Raw genomic sequence first — 19,895 nt, forward strand, 5'->3', positions numbered from 1 at the left:
ACGCCTGCCTCCCGCTCCGCTTCGCTGCGCTCCCGGCGCGTCCCTTGGCTTGGCGCGCGCGTGCCAAAGGGTGCCGGGCCGAAGACAGAAGAACTCGCCGTTAACGCTCGACACCCTCCGGTGCACCACTCGCCGGAATGGCCGGCTAAGCGCCTACGGCGTCCCTCCGGGATCTCCGACCCTTGACCCGCACCGCACCGAACCTAAGGTCGGCAGCTAACGGGGCGATGCGGAGGAGAGTGGCCGAGCCGCCGACGCCCGGAACCTCGGCCTACAGCGCCCACACTCCAGCGATAATGCTTAGCAGCATGCCGACGAAGAACGCTAAAACCTGCCCAATAGCGGGCCGCCGAGCGTTGTTTCCCATTATGTCGGGCTGGTCTGAAGTTCTGAGAGTTCCGGTTAGTGCCATCAAGGTAAGAATCCCTGCAATAGTCGAAAGCAAATAGAAAAACCAAGACGTTGCCAACAGTATCCTGGCACCCTTGGGTGCCCCATTCGCGAAGTCCTTGACAAACGTAATGCTCAACGCGACGATCCCAGTTGCAAGTGTAATCAACTGTTTGGTTACATCTTGCGCGAAGTCGAAAGCCTTCCTTCGCCATTCTGTCGAGTCGGGATTGTTCATGATCAGCAGAATGGCCAGAGCGGGCAAAGGGCGCCTATACGCTCTCCAATGCCTTGGAGTGCGTACGAAGGAGGGATGAGGTAAGCCGTGCCTTCATCCGGGTCATGGGCGGAATGTGCAGAGGCAATTAGGTAGTCCAATAATACTTCCAGTGAACCGCGAAACGCCAACTGCCAGTGCTCTGGTTGCTCATTGATGGCGCGATGCAGACCGTCGATGACGATCTGCTGCAAGACTGTCCACTCTTGGCGATCGATTGGAACCCTTGCAGACGTTAGCCGCGCATTAACGTATCGAAGAAGGTCAGCTTCTCCGCTAGATACTGACGTTGTCTCGCTCATTTTCCCCCAATGCTCTAATCCATACGCTAGACCAAGTGACCTTCGTCGTGAAAGGTCCCATGCGCACAGAGTTGCGTGCAGGCCGACTCTCGGCCCATCTGCCCGGGAGGTTCAAGCTCGGGCCGCGCATCACTGCTGATCTGAACATCGCAGCTGCGGGTAGCGATACAGAGCAGAGGAAGATTTCAACGGTTGACACGCAAGAGTCAACCGTAGCCAAGCGAAGCGTGCGGCAAGACCCGGCACGGCGTACCAGCGTCCTGGACGAACTTGCTCTGCCAGGTGTCGGCGGACGTAGATAGCCGACTCTGGCGGCACCGGGCCAATCTCCTGGATTGAACCAAGGCGAGGGGCGGGAGGCGAGCACCCGGAACCCAGGGGTCGGCAGGCTACTGGACCGCCGACTGTCGTGGGAGGATTTTGGGAGCCAACCGCCCGCAACAACGGTGGCAAAGTGGGTCCAACCCGTACAACCGGGGCCGCCGAAACTCCTTGTATGTAAGGGAATAGGCGTCGCGCTGTGTGAGCCGCCAAGGCGACCCCCCGCCCATGGCATGGAAGAGGTCAGGGGTTCGAATCCCCTAGGCTCCACCAGCAGTAACTGCAGGTCAGGAGGCGCTTCCGCCCCCTGACCTGTTTTCGTTAGAGGCGTCAGCGGGAGAGATTTGGGACGCACGCCTCCCACCAACTTGGCCGCCAGGGATCCGCCAACAGATCCGCGACACAAGTCCGTCAGCTGATGTGCGACAGGCTAGACGTCTGGCGACCACCGTTGGGGCCGGCCAACGCACGGATCTGCCGATGAGCCAGTGCCGAGGTCGTGCGGGTCAGTGTCCGTCGAACGCGAAGCGCTCACCCGTCTGCGGGTCATAGAGCGGACAGCCGAGCCCGATCGCTACATTCACGACGCGGTTCATGTCGTCACCAGACATGCCGCGGCAGTCTGCTCGAAGGTGTTGCCGGGACCACGTGACTTCGAGTCCCGCTCGTTGACTCGAGCTGACCCACGTGAGCCACTCGCCGGGGCCGTTGGCCTCCCGCAAAGCCCCGGGAAAGGAAACCACCAATGCGTCCAGAAAGGCATCCACCGGTATGTCGTTGAGACCCGGGACCGATCCTCGCTCGTTCACCAGCTCCTGATAGATCAAGTCCGGGTCCATGCTCTGGGAAGCGTCCTGCTGCCAGAAGACGAGTTCGTAACTCACGTCGGGAGTCTGGCATGGGCTCCTCGCATACGTCGGATGCAACGCAGGGGACATGCCGCGATCCACGCGCTCGCCTGTCGCAGATCACCTGGCGGACGGGTGCCGCGCATCAGCCGAAGGAGGACAATGGAGCCAGCCGCCTGTGATCCGCCAACAGATCCGCGACAAACTCCCGCTAGAAGAGGTGCGACACGCCAGACGGTCGGCGCCACTGGTGGTGGCCGGCCAACGCACTGATCGGCTGATGAGCGAGCGTTGCATCGTCCGATGTCGACGGGCTTGAGCTGACACACTTCGCTCATGGGAAGTGAGGTCGAGCAGGAGCTTGAGGACCGCTGGTGGCTCGGATTGCGCAACGCGACGGTGGAAGCCGTTCAGGTCACCGGGTTCAACGTCGTCATCGCTTTTGGGCGCGGCGTCGCGGTGACGATCGAGTCTCCGGCAAGTCTTGGTGACTCGTCCTCGCAGCGCCGGACTGACGCCATCAGAAGGAATCGGGATGGCAGTATCTCGGCATCCGTGGCTTTGATGTCGCTCCAAGGCAAGCGTGTGGTCTCTGGGGTTGGATTCAAGACGGGCACATTGCGCATTGTCTTCGACCCCGGCACATTCTTGACGGTTCCCTACGACGAGGCGTTCGAGGCTTGGCATCTGAATGGTGCCTCTGGTCGTCGGTGGGTTTCGCTGCCGGGCGGTGGTCTCGCTACCTACCCTCCGGGACGAGCCTGACCTCCGGAGATGCCGCGAGCCTCTGACAACTTTCGCTACGTGTGCGGGATGGTCCTCCAGGCCGCTAAAGGGCGCCGCCGTGACAGGGTAAGAGGCCTGCCTCCCGCACCGCTTCGCTGCGTCCCCTGACGTAGCACACACGTCCCAAGAGGATGCCGGGTCGAAGACAGCAGACCTAGCCATCAACGCTCGACACCGTGCCGATACGCCAGTCGCCGCCGGCTACCGCCTTGCGCGGGTTGCCCGCGCCGCCGGTTGCCCGTGGTTCCCGCATCGTCCCGCTAGCAATCATGGAAGGGACGCCGGCACGGCACGCGCCAAGCGCGCCCACGGTGTCCATCCGGGAGCTCTGCCCCTTGACCCGCACCGCACCTAAGGTCGGCAGCTATCGGGGGCGATGTGGAGGACTGACGGCCTCCGTTGACACCTAGCCGTCAACGGTGCCTGGACCGACTCAGTGCTGGCTGCTGCAAACCGTCAGTGGGTCACCGGTACGCCCTCTTGAAGACGTAGTTGGCTCCGCCGGCCAGGCTGTTGTCGCTGTGAACCGCAACCAGCTCCCAGCCCTCTTCGCCCAGCTCGTTGAGCTTGCCCTCGCTCTTAAGGAGGGTCATCTTCTGGAAGACCTTGTATTCGAACTGGGGCCCGATGTACTCACGGGGTGAACCAGCCTGCTCTCGTCGTCTCATGTGCCTGCCTCCAGATGGGGAGTCCTAGTATCGCCAGCGAGTGTCGCGGCCATTGCACAGACTGGCGTCGGGGGAGGAGTTTGCGAGCGGACCACCCGTAACAACAGTCTCGAAGCGGACCCAACGCGCAGCAGCCCGGAAGGCGAAAGCGCCTTGTAGGTAAGGGGAATTGGCGTTGTTCCGCGTACGCCAGTAATGCGACCCCCATGGCCTGGAAGAGGTCAGGGGTTCGAACCCCTAGGCTGCACCAGCAGTGACGGCAGGCCGTGAGGGGTCTTGGCTCCTGACCTGTTTTCGTTCAAGGGTCCACGGAAGCGAAAGCCCACTCCCACCAGCTTCGACGCAAGCTCCTGGGCCTCAGGCGTCACGTAGTCGTACACGCGATCCGTGCCTGTCATTCGGGTGGGCTTGGGGCCGCCCGTGTAATCCGCCAACAGATCTGCGACACGTTCCCGCCAGATGAGGTGCGACACGCGCTAGACGGTCGGCGCCACTGGTGGCCGGTCGACGCAGAGAGCGGTCGATGTGCGGATGGTGGAGCGCGTCGTGAAGCAGTTCGGCAAGTGCTGCCTGCTCACAGACGGCGCCGTAACCTGGTCAGCGCGCTTCCAAGTCGAAGAACAGGAAGCAGATGAATGAGCGGCCGTCCGCGTTGGGGAGCAGTTCGGCTGGAGTGTTGGCTGCGGGTGGCGGCTCGGTGACCGTCTTGATGGTGAAGCCCGCGTTGATGAACGTGTTGATGACGTCCTGCAGGGGGCGGTGCCAGTAGGTCATCCATACGGTTCCTTCGCCGAAGTCGTAGTCCTCGGAGTACTGAGTGAGGGCGAAGTAGTCGGCCTCGGGGTACACGATCGCGTAGACCGTGGGATGGATGATCGAGACGATCAGCCGGCCGCCCGGTTTGAGCACACGCCGCAGCTCGGCCAGTGCCGACGCCCAGTCTTTGACGTAGTGCAGGGACAGTGATGCGACGACGCGGTCGAACGCGTCGTCGGGATAGGGAAGGGGCGCACCAAGGTCGGCGACTTTCAGGTCCGCGTCCTCGCCCAGCCTCTCGCGGGCGAGTTGGACCATGGCCGGGCTCAGGTCGAAGCCGGATACGAATGCATCCTTGCCGCGCAGAGCTTCCATCAAGGGGCCTGAACCGCATCCGGCATCGAGAATCTCCAGGCCCGCGACGTCGCCGGCGAGACGAATCATCTCCGGACGCGCGTAGTACGCGTTGAAGAGGTTGTTCTCGTTGCTGGCCGAGTACGCGGCCGCGAAGCCGTCGTAGTCAGCGACAGAGGCAGCGGACCTGCTCACCGAATCGGGCATGACAGGGTTCTACCCTGGGGGCGCACGTGCGCGCCAACCAGGCACTCGGTCCAGTCGGCGACGCACACATCTGCCGCGATACGCGCTTCCGACTGTCGCAGATCACGTGGCGGACGAGTTTCGACACCCTTGACCTGCACCCCGCCGAACCTAACGTCGGCAGCTGTCGGGGCGATGTGAGAGGACTGGCCGGTGGCCTTGACAGGTAACCGTCAATCGCTACGAACTCCTCCTGGCCGCGTTCACCTTCTCTTCGCAACGAAGCCCTGCCACGGTGACGGCACCTACGGCTGAGACGAACACGGCGGCGCATCATCCCGCGGCCCGAATCACCGAGTCATCGGCTTCGATCGCCTGAGTTGAGAACAGCGACAGGACGACGCCCAGGATGGTGAAGTTTGCTGCGGCCCAGGGCACCATCTCGACTGCCTTGGGCTGTCGTGTTGCGAGACAGAGGGGCAACCCCCGGAACGGCAGCGCATATCCGATCGCGACGAAGACCGCCGTCGACCCGAAAGCGAGGTAGCCAGGAGCGTCGAGCACGACGGCCATCACCCCTAGGACAACTGCACCGATCACGCTGGCAGCGAGAACCACCATCGTCCGAGGCAGAGCGCAGACGGTACGTGTCGTCCCGTCATGCCGCCAAGATCGAATCGCGAGGTCAGGAGTTAGCCAGCCACCGGACCGCCTACCGTCGTGGAGGATTTGGGAGCGAACGGCATCGCCCGCGCCGGCCTGAGTGACTACGGGCTCAGCGGGGAGTGGATAGCACCTTGCTGACGGCGTGCCAGGCGTAGGTCGCGAGTGCCGGGTTGGTGTCCTTGAAGTAGCGCAGCACGATCACGGCTTGGGACAGTACGCGGCCGCGGCCGCGGAGCCAGGTTGCGTCGTCCACGTGCAGGGTGGCGCGGAAGTCGTCGTGGACGCTTGTGGGCAGCAGGTACCACACGGGGAAGAGGTCGCAGGCCGGATCGCCGACGCCGGAAGTTTCGAAGTCGAGGACCGCGGTCAGTCGGCCCTCCGTGGATACGAGCAAGTTGCCCGGCGTCAGGTCCGAGTGCACCCAGACCTCGCGTCCGTCGTACGGTGCTGCGAGCGACTCCTCCCACGACGCCAGCGCTGCGCGGGTGTCGATCAGGCCATCCAGCTCGCCGATCGCCTCGCGCGTCGAGGCGTCCATCGAGGCCATCGGAGCTCGTGTACGGCGTTCGCCCGGGTACGACGGCGGCCGGTCGGGCAGGTCGATCTGGCGGAACGCGTCGACGAACGCCGCCAGGTCGGCCGCCAGTCGGCGTGGGTCGGTGAGCGCGTCGGGGGAGGGGTGCGTGCCGGTGAGCCAGCGGTGGATGGACCACTCGCCCGGGAACGCGTCGGTGGGTGAGCCGATCGCCTCGACAGAAGGGATGTCCACAGGCAGGAACGGCGCGAGCGCTGCGAGTTTTGCCTGTTCCCGTCGGACGTGGTCGGCGGTCGAGGGGTGGCGCGGCAGCCGTACGGACAGGTCGGTGCCGAGGCGGTAGATCGCGTTTGCCACTCCGCTGGAGTCGACAGGCTCCAGCGGCAACGCGGCCCACTGCGGGAACTGCGCGGCCACCAGCTCGCGGACGAGCGGGGTGTCGATGTCGACCTGGATCTCGCGAGGGCTCACGAGCTCATCCGATCGATCGGAGCCGTCCGCCGTCAACCGGGTATTCAGCGGCAACACGGTTGTACTGCACCGGACGCGGAACGTCCGGAATCGGGCGTACGTTGGCGGCATGTCCGACTTCACGATCAAGGCACTCACGCCGGAGACGTTCGACGACTTCGCCGCTCTCGTCGAGCGGAACAAGGGCATGTTCGCGAGCTGCTGGTGTACGCATTTCCATCCCGACTGCGCGGAGAAGGGCCAGAGCGCCGAGGGCAACCGGGCGCTCAAGCAACGTCTCGTCGCCGACGGGATCGCGCACGCGGCGCTGGTGTACGACGGCGATCGTGCCGTCGCGTGGGCGGAGTACGGATCACCCGACGAGCTGCCCAACATCCAGCACCGCAAGGAGTACGTCGCCACTGCCGAGCGACTGCCCGACTACCGGGTCACCTGCATCCTGGTCGAGCGCAGCGTTCGCGGTCAGGGCCTGGCCGCGATCGCCCTGCGCGGAGCCGTCGAGCTGATCGCGCAGGCCGGCGGCGGCCTGGTCGAGGGCTACCCGCACGACACCGGCGGGGTCCGGAAGAAGAACTCGTCGTTCCTCTACAACGGCACCCGCACGATGTACGAGCGCGAAGGCTTCACCTACGACCGCCCGAAGGGCCTGGGCAACTGCGTCATGGTGCGCGACGTCGCCCCGACGATCCGCAACTGAACCCCACGCGAAGACGTTGACAGGGGCGGGCGGGGGCGGCACGATCGGGGGCGGCGTGGCCTACGCCCAGCCTCCTGAGGACCTGCCCCAGCCGGGACTCGAGAAGGCGAAGGGGAATCTGCCCTCAAGGTTGCTGTCGTCCAGGCCTGTTTCGAGTGCCGCTTCGCTGGGGGAACGGGGCACGTCGAGGAGGCTTGTCATGACCAAAGAGGGCAGTTTCAAGCGCGCAGTACGTCAGCGGGCACAAGCGACCGGCTTGCGGTACACCGAGGCCCGCGCTGCGTTGGAGAAGGGCCGTACGTCGCCGTTTGCCCGGACTCGGCCTGTCGAGTTCGCGGAACTCAGGGCGCACCTCGAGACGCGGTACGGCGTTCGCATCAGCTCGATCGCGCCCATCGACGACGATCCCGAGACTCGGCCGAGCGGGTCGTGGGTCGGCCATTACCCGTGGACGCTGGTCGTCAAGCGAGAGGACGGCCCGCCCTGGATCGCGCGAGTCTTTTCGTCGGCGGCGGACACGGTCGGCCGCGTCGAGGGCGATGCGGAGATCCTGCGGTTCCTGGCCGCGGACGACTTCCCCGCCGAACGGCCCGCGCATGACGATCCCGTGTCGGTGCTCGACGGGAGCGGCGTGATCGTGACCGAGTACGTCGAGGGCGGACGCCCGACCGCTTCGCCGGCCGTGCTCCATGAGCTGGCGAGCCTGCTCGGCCGCCTGCACACACTGCCTGCGGCCGGTGGTGCGCTCGCCCGGGACGGAGGGTCGGAGGAGCACGACGGCGCCTTCTTCGTCGGACGACCGAAGCAGGATCTCGCGGCGGCGATGAGCTTTCTGGTGAGCGTCGAGGACGCGGTCACTCCCGAGGGCCGCGAGATGTTCGAGTGGCTCCGCGACCAGGTCGAGCACGCCGACGACGCGGAAGGGCTGCCCGAGGCGTTCACCCACGGGAACTACCACGCCTGGGCGGCCGTCGGTACGCCGGGCAACCTCGCCATCGTCGGATGGGCCGGGTCCGGGCGCGGCCCGCGCCTGCCCGCCCTCGCCTGGCTGCTGACGACCGCGGGCGAGGGCGACGGGGACGGCATCGACACCGTCGCGCGCGGGTATCGCGAGCACATCCACCTCACCCGCGACGAGCTCGACCGGCTGCCCGGCGTACTCGCGATGCGACCCCTGTGGCTGGCCTGCCTCGACTACCGCGAGTCGGCACGAAGCGGGCGTACGCCGAAACCGGACGAGGGCTGGATCGGCTGGCTCGCCCGCCCCGAACACGCCGAACGCCTGGCTGCCCGAGCGATCACGACCCTCCGAGGCTGAGCCGCTGTGACTACAGCCCGAGTTACCTGGCTGGATGGCGGATTCATCCTGGTGGGGTGACGTTGTTGTGTGTGTTGGGGGTGACGATGAGGTGCGGCAGGGGCGTCGGTTGGCGCCACCTGGGCCACGCAGTGGACAAAGCACGCTCGGTTGATTGAGGGCAAGGAGTGCAGCATGACCGCGTTTACGGTGTGGAAGTTCGACAGTCCGGGGGGAGCTGAGGGTGCCGCCACGATTCTGAAGGGTTGTGAGGCGGACGGGCTGGTGAAGGTTCTCGACCACGCGGTCGTGTCGTGGCCGGAGGGTGAATCGCATCCGATCACCAAGCAGAGCCACGAGGAGACCTGGCGCGGGACCGGGTGGGGCGCCCTGTGGGGTGTCCTGCTCGGTGCTCTCTTCTTCGTGCCTGTGATCGGTGGCGTGGCGGGGGCCGCGATCGGTGCGATCAGCAAGATGACGCAGGACGCCGGCATCACCAAGGAGCAGTTGCACAAGATCCGCACCGAGGTCACACCGGGAACCTCGGCGTTGTTCGCGGTCACCGAGCAAGGCAACCTCGATCGGGTCGGCGAGCGCTTCCATGGCATGCACAGCAAGCTGATCGACACAAACCTGACCGAAGGAGAACGTGAGATCCTGCTGGAGACCTTCGGCGGCAAGTAGCACCTAGCCGCCCCGCTGAGCAGCGCTAGGAGACTGTCGGTGGCCAGCGATGGGTGCGCCATTCGTCCCAGGTCGCGAACCCGGGCGGTGGGGCGTCGATAGGCTCGGTGCCGTCCAGTTCGGCCGGGGTTGGGATTTCGATGGCGGCGGCCCACTCGACGAGTTCCTCGTCGGACATGGGCCAGGTCGTGTGCGGGGCTTCGGCCTGGCGTTGGTCGAGGCGTCTTCGTTGCTCGGTCGCCGGGAGTTCGAAGTACCGCATCTCTACCGTTGCGCCGATGTCTGCCGCTGCCTGGCGTAGGGCGGAGCGTTCGTCGCGGCTCCAGAGGCCGTAGTCGATGACGACGTTGGTGCCGAGTTCGAGGGCGCGCAGGCCGATGTCGATCAGCCGGCCTTCGATCACGCGCTGGGATGCGTCCGGGTTCTCGTCTCCGTAGAGAGCCTTCACCCATTCGTCCTTCGTCAGGCGAAGGGCCTGGTGCTCGACCTCTATGCGCCGCGCGGCGGTGGTCTTCCCGGTGCACGGAAGGCCCACGGTCAAGAACAGCGTTGGTTGCCTGATCATCACATCCATCCAAGCAGATGCCACCGCGTTCGGCGGCTACGCCGTGAGGCGATCGGCTTCGGCCAGCAGGAGTTCGCCGAAGGGCTGGAATCCGATGCTGCAGGCGTAGACGCCGCTGAAGACTCGGTGGATGGTTCCCCATTCCCAGATGGCGCTGGCGTCGACGCCCGTACGAGAAGCCAGCCGCTCGGTCCGCGCCCGGAGGTCGTCGCCGAGGTCCGGGTTGCAACGCACGATGGTGCCGAGATCGCAGGCGGGTTCGGCTCGGAGTCCGGTTGGATCGATGAGTTTGTAGCTGCCGTCGCTCGTCTGAAGGGCGTTCATCTCGTGGACGTCACCGTGGACCAGGACCGCGGACCGATCGTCGTGGGCGAGGCGACGACGCTTCATGCAGTCCAGCGCGTCGGCCACGGTGGCGGGCGAACACGGTCGGTTTGCCTGCTCCCACAGTTGGGGAAGCCGATCGGCGTACTGCTCAGCCAACTTTGCGCCGGTGGGGAGATCGACGTCGGGACCGATCGGACGCCACAGGCGTACTGCCACATCACAGAGCAAGTCGTGGCGGCTGGCCGGGTCGGCCACGGCGTCGTACATGGGAGCCCCGAGGCGCTCGAGCAGAATCGCTTGTCGACTGACGTCTTCGTTGAGCAGCCTGGCGCAGCCCTCTCCGTCTGCCAGGCAATACACCGTGGCCTCAGGCCCGACGTCACGACCTGGCACACCGACCTTGAGGACCGCCGGAGTCCCGTCGACCTGGATGACCTCCACGACCAGCGCCGCGTGACCGCCTTCGAAGCTGGCGCCGATCGTCAGAGACCAGTCGTGGGCCAGTGAGTCAACCACGGCTGGCAGCTCCTCCAGCCACGACTCATTCCCGTCAGCTATGACCGTCCTACGGACCTGATCGGGAATGTCGAGACTCACCTCGGCAGCCTATTCCAGCCGTAGTTTGTGGTCAGGCGACTTTTGAGGGCGGTGGAGATTTCGGGAGGGGAGAGGATGGCGGGACGGTGCTGGCTGAATGCGTTGGGGCGGCGCAGCATATAGGTATGGCCGCGAGAGATTTGGTGTTCGGGGTGGGGGACAGGGTGCGGACTTGGGGGCGGTTCGTGGCCAGGGCGGATGGTGATTGGTTGGACTTGGCTCGCGTGCATGATCTGACCTGGAGAGAACCGGATTGGAAGTCACATCGGTCGGTTCGGTTGATCGGGGCAGATGCCGAGGCAATCGCTGCCGGCATCGCAGCGAGCCGAGGTCTGGGCTACCTCTCGGCCGTTGGGATCTGGGGCGACGAGAGCATCGAGGTCGAGGAGCTGTCGGCGGAGCTCCCTGCCCCAAAGCAGCGTGCAGCTTGGAGGGACCCTCCGTGTCCGCCGCCGCCCGGTGGCTGGCGGCATGAGGTGGTCGACCTGGACCTCGACCGCCGCGACTTGGAATCGTCCGCAGGGATCGTCCACGTCGTGATCTTCCGTCCATCCGAGGATCAGGAAGTCCTGGTCGTCACCGCCACCGATGTGGACGCGGCGATCCGGCAGTTGTCGCCGAAACTGCCACGACAGTTGTGCGTGGTACCCAGCCGATTCACCCGAGCTCAGATCGACGAGGTGTACGACGTCCTGCACGCCAATTGGCGAGACTGGCGCCTGGAATCCTTCGGCACCGCGTCGGACGAGCAAGCTCAGCCGTTCATCCCGGTCATGATGTTCCGGGTCACCGCTGAGCTGGCTGAGTGGGCCGACGCACTGCCGGAGGGACTGGTCCGTCTCGAGCCGTCGCTCAACCCAGCCTGACGATGCCGTCCATCAGGGTTCGATGAGCAGTTGGGCGATGAGGTTGTTGCGTAGGGTGAAGCGGAAGTGGAGGTCTGCGGTGCCGCCTGGGAAGTTGCCCTCCAGGTGGTGTAAGACGTCGAAGTGGTTCTGGTCGGCGCGGTAGGCGGCCTTGACTGTGCTTGTGTAGGTGTATTCGGTCGCCGCACGGGCCAGCCAGGTGGCGATCTCCGCCGGTCCGTGGTGGTCGTGGCCGTCGTCGGTCACCACGGCATCGGTGGTGTACTGCGCGATTGCGGTGTCGAGGTCACGCGTCTGGTGCGCGCTCAGGTAGGTGGTGATCAGGTCCGGGAGTTCATCCGGCGCGATCTCGCTTGCTTGGGTCCAATCGAACTGTTCCATGTCGTCGAGGCTGGCCTCTCCCGCCGGGAGAGGGTCAAGCCTCTGGACTGTCTCCCTGCGGGAGGGTGCACAGTGGGGGCATGCGCGCTGGGCTGACCATCGGAGAGTTCGCGACCCTCACCCACCTGAGCGTTCGTACGCTGCGTCGGTACCACGAGTCCGGGTTGCTGGTGCCCGCGACCGTCGATGCCACCACCGGCTACCGGTACTACGCTGCGGCGCAGATCCCGTCCGCACAGGTGATCCATCAGCTGCGACAGCTCGACGTACCGCTGGCCGAGGTGAAGCAGATCCTGGCCACGGACGATCCGCTGCAGCGCACCGACCTGATCACGGCGCACCTGCGTCGACTGGAGGACACGCTCGACCGGACCCGCGCGGCGGTCGTGTCGCTGCGCACGCTACTGCGTACCGACACCGACGAACTGCCGGTGAGCCTGCGCTCCGTACCGGCCCGCACGGTCGCCGCCATCCACGGCGTGGTCGGAGCGGATGAAGTCCACCAGTGGTACGCCGCTGCCATGGCGGAGCTGGACGCCGCGTTCCCGCCCGATGAGCGCATCGGGCCGCCCGCCGGCCGATACGCCAACGAATTGTTCACCCACGGGTCGGGCGAGCTGACCGTGTTCCATCCCGTCCGCGAGCCCCGAGCGAGCGGCCGGATCGAGGTCCTCGAGCTCCCCGCGGTCGAACTCGCCATCGCCGTACACGCCGGACCGCACGACGACATCGACGTAACCTACGGTCGCTTGGGCAACTGGGCAACCACCCACACCATGACCGTGGCCGGCCCGGTCCACGAGACCTACCTGGTCGGTCCCCGCGACACCGACGAATCCGACAGATGGCGCACCGAGATCGGCTGGCCGATCTTCCGTCTCACCCCCGGCTGACCCCACCGGTCGAGCCGTACAGCCGTGGTCAGTCGCCGGGTTCTTGTGCGGCCCTGCGGGGTTTCCATGGCGTGGGCCAGGCTGGAAGTTGCTGCCTGGAAGAAGATCGAGGCTACTGCGGCCGAGCCGATCGCTGATGCGAGTTGCTGGCGGTCGGGTTGGGGATCTGGAGCCGGGCCAGCAACCCGATGTGGTCTGACAGGTAGCCGGGGCCGCTGGGCAAGAGATGTTCGTCGGTGAACAGGAGGCCGACGTCGTTCACCTCGATCGGCTTGGTGGTGAGGATGAAGTCGATGCACTGGGCGGCGGCGCCTGGGGGGAGGTACTCGGCGTGGAAGGTGGTGGGCATTGGCCGTTGAAGGCGTCGCGCAGGCCGGTCTACTGATGGAGGGTTTGATGCAGGGTGCTGATGCGGGCGACGTTGAAGTCTCCGCAGACGACGGACGGTGAGTTGTCGGCATCTACAAGGTCTGCGAGCGCAGCGAGTTGGGTGCTCTGGAGTTGGCGGAATCGGTTGTGTTCCGACCAATCGCCGTCGGTGTTGGCGGTCGGGTGGACGTTGAGCACACTGACGCAGCTGTCGGTCAGCCGAACGGTCAGCATTCCGCTGTGCAGCGCGTTGAGGCAGGCCCGAGCAGGAAGGTTCGAGTGACGCGATGGCTGCGGAAGCCGCGTGTACGCCGTGTCGGAGAATGGTTGGCGGGACAGCGTGACCAGGCCATCTCTGGGGCCGGCCGGCGACTGCCGATGGGCCACATGCGGGAATGACGGCATCCTGCTGCGGAGCAGTCGCAGGTGGTAGTGGTCGAACACCTCCTGCAGGCAGACCACATCGACGTCGCTGGAGTTGAGCTCAGCCGCAATCGCCGCGAATCGCTCGGAGATGCGGGTGCCCTTCAATGGGAGGCCGCGCGTGTTGAGGGTGGCGACCGTCAGTCGCGTAGTCATGGTGCGGGACAGCCTACAGATGACAGTCGCTGTGCCTTGAGCTACGCGACATCCGGTCTGGTCATCAGGGGGTGCTGTAGGTGGAGGGTGAGGTCGGGGCCGGTCAGGGGGACTGTGTTCCAGGTTGCTGTGGCTGTGTCGCTGTGGATCGTGAGGCGGACTCGGTGCGGGGTGGTGATGACGTAGAGGTCGGCGATGAAGGTGTTGGATTGCCAGGCGGCGGAGGCGACCACGGGGCGGCCTTGGGGCGAGGATTCTTGCCAGTGGTTGTGGCCGGCTCTGATGGTGAGGTTTGGGCCGAGTTGTAGGAGCCAGCCGTAGCTCTCGGGAGTGACGGTCACGGTGGTTCCCTCGGAAAGGGCAGCCGAGGGGGAGGCAACGAGGGTCGCCTTTGCGGAGCGGTCCGGGGCGGCTGTGCCGGGGACCGGTGGCAGGGAGAGGTGTTGGAGGCGGTCGGCAAGGAGGGCGTCGGTTTGGGGAGTGGTGGGGGTGTCGAGTAGGTGGTCCCAGAAGAGGCCGGGGAGGGCGTCGGTGGGGCCTACGGAGGCGGTCAGGGCGATGACCAGGTCGTGGGAGGGGACGACAACGCAGTACTGGCCGAACGAGCCGTGGCCGTGGTAGCCGTGGCGGGAGATCCAGAACTGGTAGGCGTAGCCCGACTCGAAGTCGGGGTTCGGCAGCCAGTTGGGGAGGGGGAGGGTCTCGATGTGGCGTTTGGTTGCCAGGTCGACCCATTCGCTCGGGACGAGTTGTTGGTCGCCCCAACGGCCTCGGCGGAGGAGTAGTTCGCCGAAGGCGGCGATGGCCTCGGTCGTGAGGTGCAGGCCGTGGAATCCGAACGCCGCGCCGCTCGCGACTCGGTCCCATTCGGCATGGTCGATGCCCATCGGCTTGAACAGGCGTTCGTCGAGGAACTCGGGGAGCCCGCGGCCGGTGACCCGCTCGACCATGCGCGCGAGGATGAACGTGGTCGCGTTGTCGTAGTCGTGCTGCGTGCCCTCGACCGCGAGGAACGGCGCGCGCAGGAAACCCTTGACCAGATCGTTCGGCTCCAGCTCCCACGCTTCCTCGAGGCTGTCCTTGCCGTGTCCGGCCGTCATCGACAGCAGGTGGTGCACGGTGATGCGGCGCCCCTGCTCCGAGATGTCGGCCGGCACATGCTCGGGCAGTACGTCGACCACCCGGTCGTCCAGCGACAGCAGTCCGTCGGTGATCGCGAGGCCGACCGCGGTCGAGGTGAACGACTTGGTCAGCGAATACAGCAGGTGCGGGCGGTCGGCGGAGTACGGCGTCCACCAGCCTTCCGCGACGACGTGACCGCGGCGTACGACCATGATCGAGTGGCATTCGATGGACTTCGCCTCGAGTTCGTCCAGCAGCGCGAGCATCGAACTGGACGACATACCGACGGCGGCCGGATTCGACCGCGGCAGGAGGGCGTGCTGGGAAACCATCTGGGCACATTAACAAGCCACGGCGTACGGTCGTTCGATGCAGGAGGACGCGCTTTGGCCCTTGGTGGAAGGCTTCGTCGCGTCGCATGACGTGGCGGGCCTGGCCGTTGCGGTCGTGCGGGACGGCGAGGTGGTCTCGCGTGGGTTCGGGGTCCGGGACGTTGACACGCGTACGCCGGTCACGCCGGAGACGATGTTTCATCTGGCCTCGGTGTCGAAGCCGTTCGTCGCGACGGCGATCGTCCGCAAGCTCGACCTGGACGCGCCGATCACCGAGTGGTTGCCCGAGTTCACGCTCGCCGACGGTCGGGAGCAGGAGGTCACGGCGCGCCGCCTGCTGAGTCATACGAGCGGCCTGCCCGACGTCTCGGAGTACGGCTGGCACGATCCGCAACTCGGCGACGACGCCCTCAGCCAGTTCGCCCGCAGTCTGTCTAGTTGGAGCCTGCAGGACACTTCGGCGTTCGCCTACTCCAACGCCGGCTACGAGCTCCTCGGCCTGGCGTTGTCGAGGGCCATGGGTACGACGTTCGAGGACGCCGTACGGCGGGAAGTCCTCGCGCCGGCCGCGATGCGGAACAGCACCTTCCTCCGCGCCAACGTACCCGCCGAGCTGGCCGCGAAACCGCACGTGGGGATGCCGCTGGCAGTCCCTGGCGACGCCTATCCGTATACCAGGCGACATGCTCCGAGCTCGACCCTGCACTCCAACCTGGTCGAGCTGTGCCGCTGGATCGCCGCGCCGGATGCTGCAGCGCTCGACGTGATGTCCCAGCCCGTGGTGCAAGTAGGAAGGCCGCCATGGGAGGAGGCGATGGGACTCGGCTGGGCGCTCGGAAGCTATCGCGGATTCAGGACGCTGAGCCATAGCGGGCTCGATCCCGGGTTCGGGGCGAGGATCGTGCTGGTGCCTGAGCAGCGTACGGGCGTCGTCGTGCTCGCCAACTCCAACACCGTCCCCGCCTCGTCCATAGCGAAGGCTGCTCTCGATGTCGCCCTCGTCGGCGATCCGGGTGAGGGAGTGGCAGAGCTGCGTACGTCGCTCCGCCCGATCGCCGGCCCCGTCGCCGAGACGCTGGCGACCTCGGGCCTGGCTGCGGCGAAGGCGGCGTACGACCGCCTGTCCGCGGTCGAACCACCCGGGTTCGACCTGGACGACGAGGGATTCGAGGACGCCGTGTGGGGTGCGATCGAGCTGCACCGCACCGATCTGGTCTGGCCACTCCTGCGTCTGTGGACCGACCTACGCCCGGACTCGTCAGCCGCCTGGACGATGACCGGCTGGGCCCATGAGCTGGACGGCCACGCCGACCTCGCTCGGACCGCCGCCCAACGCGCCCTCACCCTCGACCCCGAGAACGACGAGGCCGCCCAGATCATCAGCAGACTGTGACGCGCAGCGTCAGCCCCGGTGGAACGGAATGGAACGCCCTGTCCTGGAGGCGGAGCCCGCCCTGGTGGCTCGGCCGACAAGTCCTGGTACAGGGAAGAGGTCGCAATGTCCGACAACCCTCGCAGTAGAGGCGTCGCCCTAGCCGCCGCGGTCGCCCTTGCCCTGATCGCTCCCGCCGCGCCGGCCGTCGCGAACCCGACCGTTCCCGAAGGGCGGCCCTCCCCGGCCCTGAGCTTCGGCGCCTGCCCAGCCGAGATCGCCGAGCCGTATCCGGCGCTCACCTGCGCCACACTCGAGGTCCCGCTGGACTATTCGCGCCCGAACGGCACCAAGATCTCGCTGCTGGTGACCAAGCACGCGGCCAACAACCCTGCTCAGCGGATCGGCTCGCTGGTGGTCAACCCGGGCGGCCCGGGCGTCAGCGGTGCGGCGTACGCCGGATCGCTGAGTAGACCGGACGACACCGGCTTCACCCAGCTCGACACCGCCGTGCTGGACGCCTACGACATCATCGGATTCGATCCGCGCGGCGTCTTCCTGAGTGCGCCGGTGAGCCGTGCGGCTCCCGATCACTTCGGCGCCCCACAGCCGGACCCGGACGCGAAGACGAGCCGTGACGAGCTGTGGAAACTCTGGAGCAGCTACGCGAAGGGCTGCCAGGCCAACAACAAGGCGATCCTCCCGCATCTCGGCACGGTCGACGTGGCCCGCGACATGGACGCCGTCCGCGCCGCGCTGGGCGAGCGCAAACTCAACTACTTGGGTCTGTCGTACGGCACCTATCTGGGCGCCGTGTACGGGCAGCTGTTCCCGCAGCGGGTCGGCCGCATGATTCTGGACGGCAACATGGACCCGACCCCGAAGGACGTGTGGTACCAGGTCTGGATCGATCAGTCGGCCGCGTTCCAGAAGCGGTTCGACCACGACTACCTGCCGTGGGTTGCGAAGTACGACAACGTGTTCCATCTGGGCAGGACCGCCGCGGCCGTGCGGGCGGCCTGGAACAAGACGCTCGCCGACTTCCGTACCAAGCCGCACGGAGACGTCGGCGGCAGCGAACTGATCGGCGCGGCGTACGGCGCGATGTTCTCCGAGGCCGGCTGGATCGGATTCACCGGCGCACTGAGCGCGTACGCACTCGACGGGGACGACAGCACCCTGACCGACATCGCCGCCCCCGACCTGAGTCCTGACGGCGAGCAGGCGAACGCGATCTTCAACTCGGTGATCTGTGCCGACTCGCAGTGGCCGCGCAGCCGGGCGAAGTACGAGCAGGACGCGGCCAAGCTGGCCCGGACCTCGCAGTTCGCCTGGTACATCATGTGGACCAGCGGCAGTGCGTGCCAGAGCTGGGCCTTCGACAGCCCCGGCCGCATCAAGATCACCGGCAAGGATCTGCCCGGTGTCTTGATGTTCAACTCGATCGGCGACCCGGGCACGCCGTACGCCGGTGCCCTGAAGATGCACAAGGCCAGGCCGACCTCGGTTCTGGTCACCGAGGTCGACTCGGGCAAACACGGCGTCTTCGCCAACCGCCGCGCAGCCGTCAATCCTGCAGCGAACGCCATCGGCACGAAGTACCTGCTGACTGGTGAACTACCCGCTACGGACACCATCGTGCCCGGTCACCCACTGCCGACCGTCAACGCTTCTTCGTGAAGGTCAGGTGGGTTGTGCCGCTGGAGGTTGTGACCGGCTCGATGTCGTAGGTGTCTTCCAGGGCCTCCAGGCCGTCCCAGAGGCGGACGCCGCGGCCGAGGAGGATCGGGACCACCGCGACATGCATGTAGTCGATGAGGCCCTCGGCCAGGAAGTCGCGGACCACCGTTGCGCCGCCGCCGATGCGGATGTCGGCGTCGCCGGTGACTTCACGTACCTGGGCGAGTGCCTCGGCGGGCGGCGCGTCGAGGAAGTGGAACGTCGTGCCGCCGTCCATCTCGATGGACGGGCGCGGGCGGTGGGTGAGGACGAAGGTCGGCGTGTGGTACGGCGGGTTCGGGCCCCACCAGCCCTTCCACTCCGGGTCGTCCTGCCATCCGGGCGGACCGAACTTGCCGGCGCCCATGATCTCCGCACCGATACCGGGGTTGTGCTGTCCGGCGAACGCGTTGTCGGCGCCGAGCGTGCCGCCCGCCAGCTTGTCCTCCGCGTGGAAGAACTGCGTGCCGATCAACCACTCGTGCAGCCGCTCCCCGGCGTGCCCGAACGGCGCCTCGAGCGACAGACCTTCACCGGTGCCGAACCCGTCGAGTGAGATCGAGAAGTTGTGAACCCTGACCTTGGACATGAGATTGCTCCTTCAACTCGCTGAGAGACCTGCTTTCGACACCCAGTCGGAGCCGCCGGAGCCGCCTTGACATCAGCGAAGGGGGAGGTTGTCGATCAAGAGGCCGAGCGTGAAGTCGAAGCGTTCGTGAGCGTGGCCGGAGCTCAGTTCGCGGGCCTGTCTCCGGCTGGTCACGCGCGACGGACGGTGATGTTGCCGCCGTGAGTGCGGGCGCGGACGGCGATGGTGCGGTCGGTTTGATCGTCGGCGTCCAGTTCGTTGAAAACGCGGCCGATGGAGGTGTGGGCGTCCAGTCGGGCGGCGATGCCAGGCGGTACGCCGATCGCGACCTCGCCGGTGGCGGTGTACAGGTCGGCGGCGCCGGTGCCCAGCCGGCCGACCCGGATGTCGCCACTGGCGGTACGGGCGTTGACCGCGGCCCGTGCCACGTCGACGCTGATGTTGCCGGTGGCCGACTTGGCGCGGAAGTCGCCGGCGACCTCGCCGACCTGGATGTCGCCGTTCGCGGTCTTCAGCTGGCAGGAGCCGACCTCGCCGTCGACGACGTAGTTGCCCTTGGCCGTGTAGCCCTGCAGGTCGGACCCGGTCGGCAGCTCGATCAGGACGGCCACCTCGCCGTACTTCTTGGAGAACAGCGTCCGCAGCTTCGGGTGCCTGACCTGCAGCTTCCCGTCGGTGAACTCGATGACGACCTGCTCGGCGGCCTGCACGTCGAGGTCCCACGCCGGGTCGACCGGGCGGACCTCGACCACGGTGTCGGTCCGGTCGCCGGCCCGGAACGTGACGTTGCCGAAGATGATGTCGACGTCGGCGGAGATCGGCGCGGGGGTGGTGAAGGTCGGCATGATGTCTGTCCTCTGTGAGAGCCGGTGATGACGACAACTCTGCTGAGGACCCCTGACACGGCGCCGCCATGAGCGGAAGACACGAGGACTGACACGGTGTA

General features: G+C 66.3%; 22 protein-coding genes. 8 read left to right on the forward strand and 14 right to left on the reverse strand.

Annotated elements, in window-relative coordinates:
• Positions 1-271 precede the first annotated feature (271 nt).
• Together OHA10_RS23165 and OHA10_RS23170 are read right to left on the reverse strand one after the other, a co-directional pair.
• Positions 272-628 (reverse strand): hypothetical protein, encoded by a 357-nt coding sequence (locus OHA10_RS23165; RefSeq protein ID WP_371400853.1) that lies wholly within the window; start codon positions 626-628, stop codon positions 272-274.
• Positions 629-1,796: 1,168 nt separating this feature from the next.
• On the reverse strand, positions 1,797-2,174 hold the full coding sequence (locus OHA10_RS23170; RefSeq protein ID WP_371400854.1) for a hypothetical protein: 378 nt from the start codon (positions 2,172-2,174) through the stop codon (positions 1,797-1,799).
• Positions 2,175-2,474: 300 nt separating this feature from the next.
• Here OHA10_RS23170 and OHA10_RS23175 point away from each other — a divergent pair, with 300 nt between their 5' ends.
• Positions 2,475-2,903 carry a DUF6188 family protein gene (locus OHA10_RS23175; protein ID WP_371400855.1) on the forward strand — a complete coding sequence of 143 codons (429 nt, stop codon included), beginning with the start codon at positions 2,475-2,477 and terminating at the stop codon, positions 2,901-2,903.
• 485 nt (positions 2,904-3,388) lie between these two features.
• Here OHA10_RS23175 and OHA10_RS23180 read toward each other — a convergent pair whose 3' ends face one another.
• The 4 genes from OHA10_RS23180 to OHA10_RS23195 all read right to left on the reverse strand — a co-directional run bounded on the left by OHA10_RS23180 (position 3,389) and on the right by OHA10_RS23195 (position 6,560).
• Complete coding sequence (locus OHA10_RS23180) at positions 3,389-3,517, reverse strand: hypothetical protein (protein ID WP_371400856.1); 129 nt, start codon at positions 3,515-3,517, stop codon at positions 3,389-3,391.
• A gap of 672 nt (positions 3,518-4,189) precedes the next feature.
• Positions 4,190-4,909: a class I SAM-dependent methyltransferase gene (locus OHA10_RS23185; protein WP_371400857.1), complete on the reverse strand. Its 720-nt coding sequence runs from the start codon at positions 4,907-4,909 to the stop codon at positions 4,190-4,192.
• A 312-nt stretch (positions 4,910-5,221) separates the two neighbouring features.
• Positions 5,222-5,509 carry a hypothetical protein gene (locus tag OHA10_RS23190; protein WP_371400858.1) on the reverse strand — a complete coding sequence of 96 codons (288 nt, stop codon included), beginning with the start codon at positions 5,507-5,509 and terminating at the stop codon, positions 5,222-5,224.
• A gap of 154 nt (positions 5,510-5,663) precedes the next feature.
• Positions 5,664-6,560, reverse strand: coding sequence for an aminoglycoside phosphotransferase family protein (locus OHA10_RS23195; protein ID WP_371400859.1), 897 nt, complete (start codon positions 6,558-6,560; stop codon positions 5,664-5,666).
• 109 nt (positions 6,561-6,669) lie between these two features.
• Here OHA10_RS23195 and OHA10_RS23200 point away from each other — a divergent pair, with 109 nt between their 5' ends.
• The 3 genes from OHA10_RS23200 to OHA10_RS23210 all read left to right on the forward strand — a co-directional run bounded on the left by OHA10_RS23200 (position 6,670) and on the right by OHA10_RS23210 (position 9,238).
• A complete protein-coding gene (locus tag OHA10_RS23200; RefSeq protein WP_371400860.1) occupies positions 6,670-7,257 on the forward strand; it encodes a GNAT family N-acetyltransferase in 588 nt (195 codons plus the stop codon).
• 199 nt (positions 7,258-7,456) lie between these two features.
• Positions 7,457-8,575: a phosphotransferase enzyme family protein gene (locus OHA10_RS23205; RefSeq protein ID WP_371400861.1), complete on the forward strand. Its 1,119-nt coding sequence runs from the start codon at positions 7,457-7,459 to the stop codon at positions 8,573-8,575.
• Positions 8,576-8,749: 174 nt separating this feature from the next.
• Positions 8,750-9,238 carry a DUF1269 domain-containing protein gene (locus tag OHA10_RS23210; protein ID WP_371400862.1) on the forward strand — a complete coding sequence of 163 codons (489 nt, stop codon included), beginning with the start codon at positions 8,750-8,752 and terminating at the stop codon, positions 9,236-9,238.
• Between the two features lie 25 nt (positions 9,239-9,263).
• On the opposite strand, the gene OHA10_RS23215 is transcribed toward OHA10_RS23210, so the two are convergent.
• Complete coding sequence (locus OHA10_RS23215; protein WP_371400863.1) at positions 9,264-9,812, reverse strand: AAA family ATPase; 549 nt, start codon at positions 9,810-9,812, stop codon at positions 9,264-9,266.
• Between the two features lie 27 nt (positions 9,813-9,839).
• Positions 9,840-10,646: an aminoglycoside phosphotransferase family protein gene (locus OHA10_RS23220; RefSeq protein ID WP_371400864.1), complete on the reverse strand. Its 807-nt coding sequence runs from the start codon at positions 10,644-10,646 to the stop codon at positions 9,840-9,842.
• Between the two features lie 617 nt (positions 10,647-11,263).
• Here OHA10_RS23220 and OHA10_RS23225 point away from each other — a divergent pair.
• Positions 11,264-11,593 (forward strand): hypothetical protein, encoded by a 330-nt coding sequence (locus OHA10_RS23225; protein WP_371400865.1) that lies wholly within the window; start codon positions 11,264-11,266, stop codon positions 11,591-11,593.
• A 12-nt stretch (positions 11,594-11,605) separates the two neighbouring features.
• Here OHA10_RS23225 and OHA10_RS23230 read toward each other — a convergent pair whose 3' ends face one another.
• A complete protein-coding gene (locus OHA10_RS23230; RefSeq protein WP_371400866.1) occupies positions 11,606-11,974 on the reverse strand; it encodes a nuclear transport factor 2 family protein in 369 nt (122 codons plus the stop codon).
• A gap of 80 nt (positions 11,975-12,054) precedes the next feature.
• On the opposite strand from OHA10_RS23230, the gene OHA10_RS23235 reads away from it, so the two are divergent.
• Complete coding sequence (locus OHA10_RS23235) at positions 12,055-12,867, forward strand: MerR family transcriptional regulator (protein ID WP_371400867.1); 813 nt, start codon at positions 12,055-12,057, stop codon at positions 12,865-12,867.
• Between the two features lie 112 nt (positions 12,868-12,979).
• Here the strand turns inward: OHA10_RS23235 and OHA10_RS23240 are convergent, their stop codons facing one another.
• Genes OHA10_RS23240 through OHA10_RS23250 form a run of 3 tightly spaced genes read right to left on the reverse strand, consistent with a single transcriptional unit; the run spans position 12,980 to position 15,269 of the window.
• On the reverse strand, positions 12,980-13,216 hold the full coding sequence (locus tag OHA10_RS23240) for a hypothetical protein (protein WP_371400868.1): 237 nt from the start codon (positions 13,214-13,216) through the stop codon (positions 12,980-12,982).
• 29 nt (positions 13,217-13,245) lie between these two features.
• Positions 13,246-13,815 (reverse strand): endonuclease/exonuclease/phosphatase family protein, encoded by a 570-nt coding sequence (locus tag OHA10_RS23245; protein ID WP_371400869.1) that lies wholly within the window; start codon positions 13,813-13,815, stop codon positions 13,246-13,248.
• Positions 13,816-13,856: 41 nt separating this feature from the next.
• Positions 13,857-15,269 carry a serine hydrolase domain-containing protein gene (locus OHA10_RS23250; protein WP_371400870.1) on the reverse strand — a complete coding sequence of 471 codons (1,413 nt, stop codon included), beginning with the start codon at positions 15,267-15,269 and terminating at the stop codon, positions 13,857-13,859.
• Between the two features lie 37 nt (positions 15,270-15,306).
• Between OHA10_RS23250 and OHA10_RS23255 the strand changes: the two genes are divergently transcribed.
• Both OHA10_RS23255 and OHA10_RS23260 read left to right on the forward strand, forming a co-directional pair.
• Positions 15,307-16,662, forward strand: a complete 1,356-nt coding sequence (locus tag OHA10_RS23255; RefSeq protein WP_371400871.1) for a serine hydrolase — start codon at positions 15,307-15,309, stop codon at positions 16,660-16,662.
• Between the two features lie 105 nt (positions 16,663-16,767).
• Positions 16,768-18,321: an alpha/beta fold hydrolase gene (locus OHA10_RS23260; protein ID WP_371400872.1), complete on the forward strand. Its 1,554-nt coding sequence runs from the start codon at positions 16,768-16,770 to the stop codon at positions 18,319-18,321.
• Here OHA10_RS23260 and OHA10_RS23265 read toward each other — a convergent pair.
• Entirely contained in the window at positions 18,305-18,949 is a 645-nt protein-coding gene (locus OHA10_RS23265; protein WP_371400873.1) for a dihydrofolate reductase family protein, read from the reverse strand. The genes OHA10_RS23260 and OHA10_RS23265 overlap by 17 nt on opposite strands.
• Positions 18,950-19,119: 170 nt before the next feature.
• Positions 19,120-19,794, reverse strand: a complete 675-nt coding sequence (locus tag OHA10_RS23270; RefSeq protein WP_371400874.1) for a DUF4097 domain-containing protein — start codon at positions 19,792-19,794, stop codon at positions 19,120-19,122.
• Between the last annotated feature and the right edge of the window lie 101 nt (positions 19,795-19,895).

Origin of the sequence: Kribbella sp. NBC_00662, assembly GCF_041430295.1 — a bacterium.
GTDB lineage: Bacteria > Actinomycetota > Actinomycetes > Propionibacteriales > Kribbellaceae > Kribbella.

Coding starts and splice junctions, on each gene's coding strand:
- OHA10_RS23165 (WP_371400853.1), bottom strand. CDS start 628: ATGAACAATCCCGACTCGACAGAATGGCGAAGGAAGGCTTTCGACTTC.
- OHA10_RS23175 (WP_371400855.1), top strand. CDS start 2,475: ATGGGAAGTGAGGTCGAGCAGGAGCTTGAGGACCGCTGGTGGCTCGGA.
- OHA10_RS23180 (WP_371400856.1), bottom strand. CDS start 3,517: ATGACCCTCCTTAAGAGCGAGGGCAAGCTCAACGAGCTGGGCGAAGAG.
- OHA10_RS23185 (WP_371400857.1), bottom strand. CDS start 4,909: ATGCCCGATTCGGTGAGCAGGTCCGCTGCCTCTGTCGCTGACTACGAC.
- OHA10_RS23190 (WP_371400858.1), bottom strand. CDS start 5,509: ATGGTGGTTCTCGCTGCCAGCGTGATCGGTGCAGTTGTCCTAGGGGTG.
- OHA10_RS23200 (WP_371400860.1), top strand. CDS start 6,670: ATGTCCGACTTCACGATCAAGGCACTCACGCCGGAGACGTTCGACGAC.
- OHA10_RS23205 (WP_371400861.1), top strand. CDS start 7,457: ATGACCAAAGAGGGCAGTTTCAAGCGCGCAGTACGTCAGCGGGCACAA.
- OHA10_RS23210 (WP_371400862.1), top strand. CDS start 8,750: ATGACCGCGTTTACGGTGTGGAAGTTCGACAGTCCGGGGGGAGCTGAG.
- OHA10_RS23215 (WP_371400863.1), bottom strand. CDS start 9,812: ATGGATGTGATGATCAGGCAACCAACGCTGTTCTTGACCGTGGGCCTT.
- OHA10_RS23230 (WP_371400866.1), bottom strand. CDS start 11,974: ATGGAACAGTTCGATTGGACCCAAGCAAGCGAGATCGCGCCGGATGAA.
- OHA10_RS23235 (WP_371400867.1), top strand. CDS start 12,055: ATGCGCGCTGGGCTGACCATCGGAGAGTTCGCGACCCTCACCCACCTG.
- OHA10_RS23240 (WP_371400868.1), bottom strand. CDS start 13,216: ATGCCCACCACCTTCCACGCCGAGTACCTCCCCCCAGGCGCCGCCGCC.
- OHA10_RS23245 (WP_371400869.1), bottom strand. CDS start 13,815: ATGACTACGCGACTGACGGTCGCCACCCTCAACACGCGCGGCCTCCCA.
- OHA10_RS23250 (WP_371400870.1), bottom strand. CDS start 15,269: ATGGTTTCCCAGCACGCCCTCCTGCCGCGGTCGAATCCGGCCGCCGTC.
- OHA10_RS23255 (WP_371400871.1), top strand. CDS start 15,307: ATGCAGGAGGACGCGCTTTGGCCCTTGGTGGAAGGCTTCGTCGCGTCG.
- OHA10_RS23260 (WP_371400872.1), top strand. CDS start 16,768: ATGTCCGACAACCCTCGCAGTAGAGGCGTCGCCCTAGCCGCCGCGGTC.
- OHA10_RS23265 (WP_371400873.1), bottom strand. CDS start 18,949: ATGTCCAAGGTCAGGGTTCACAACTTCTCGATCTCACTCGACGGGTTC.
- OHA10_RS23270 (WP_371400874.1), bottom strand. CDS start 19,794: ATGCCGACCTTCACCACCCCCGCGCCGATCTCCGCCGACGTCGACATC.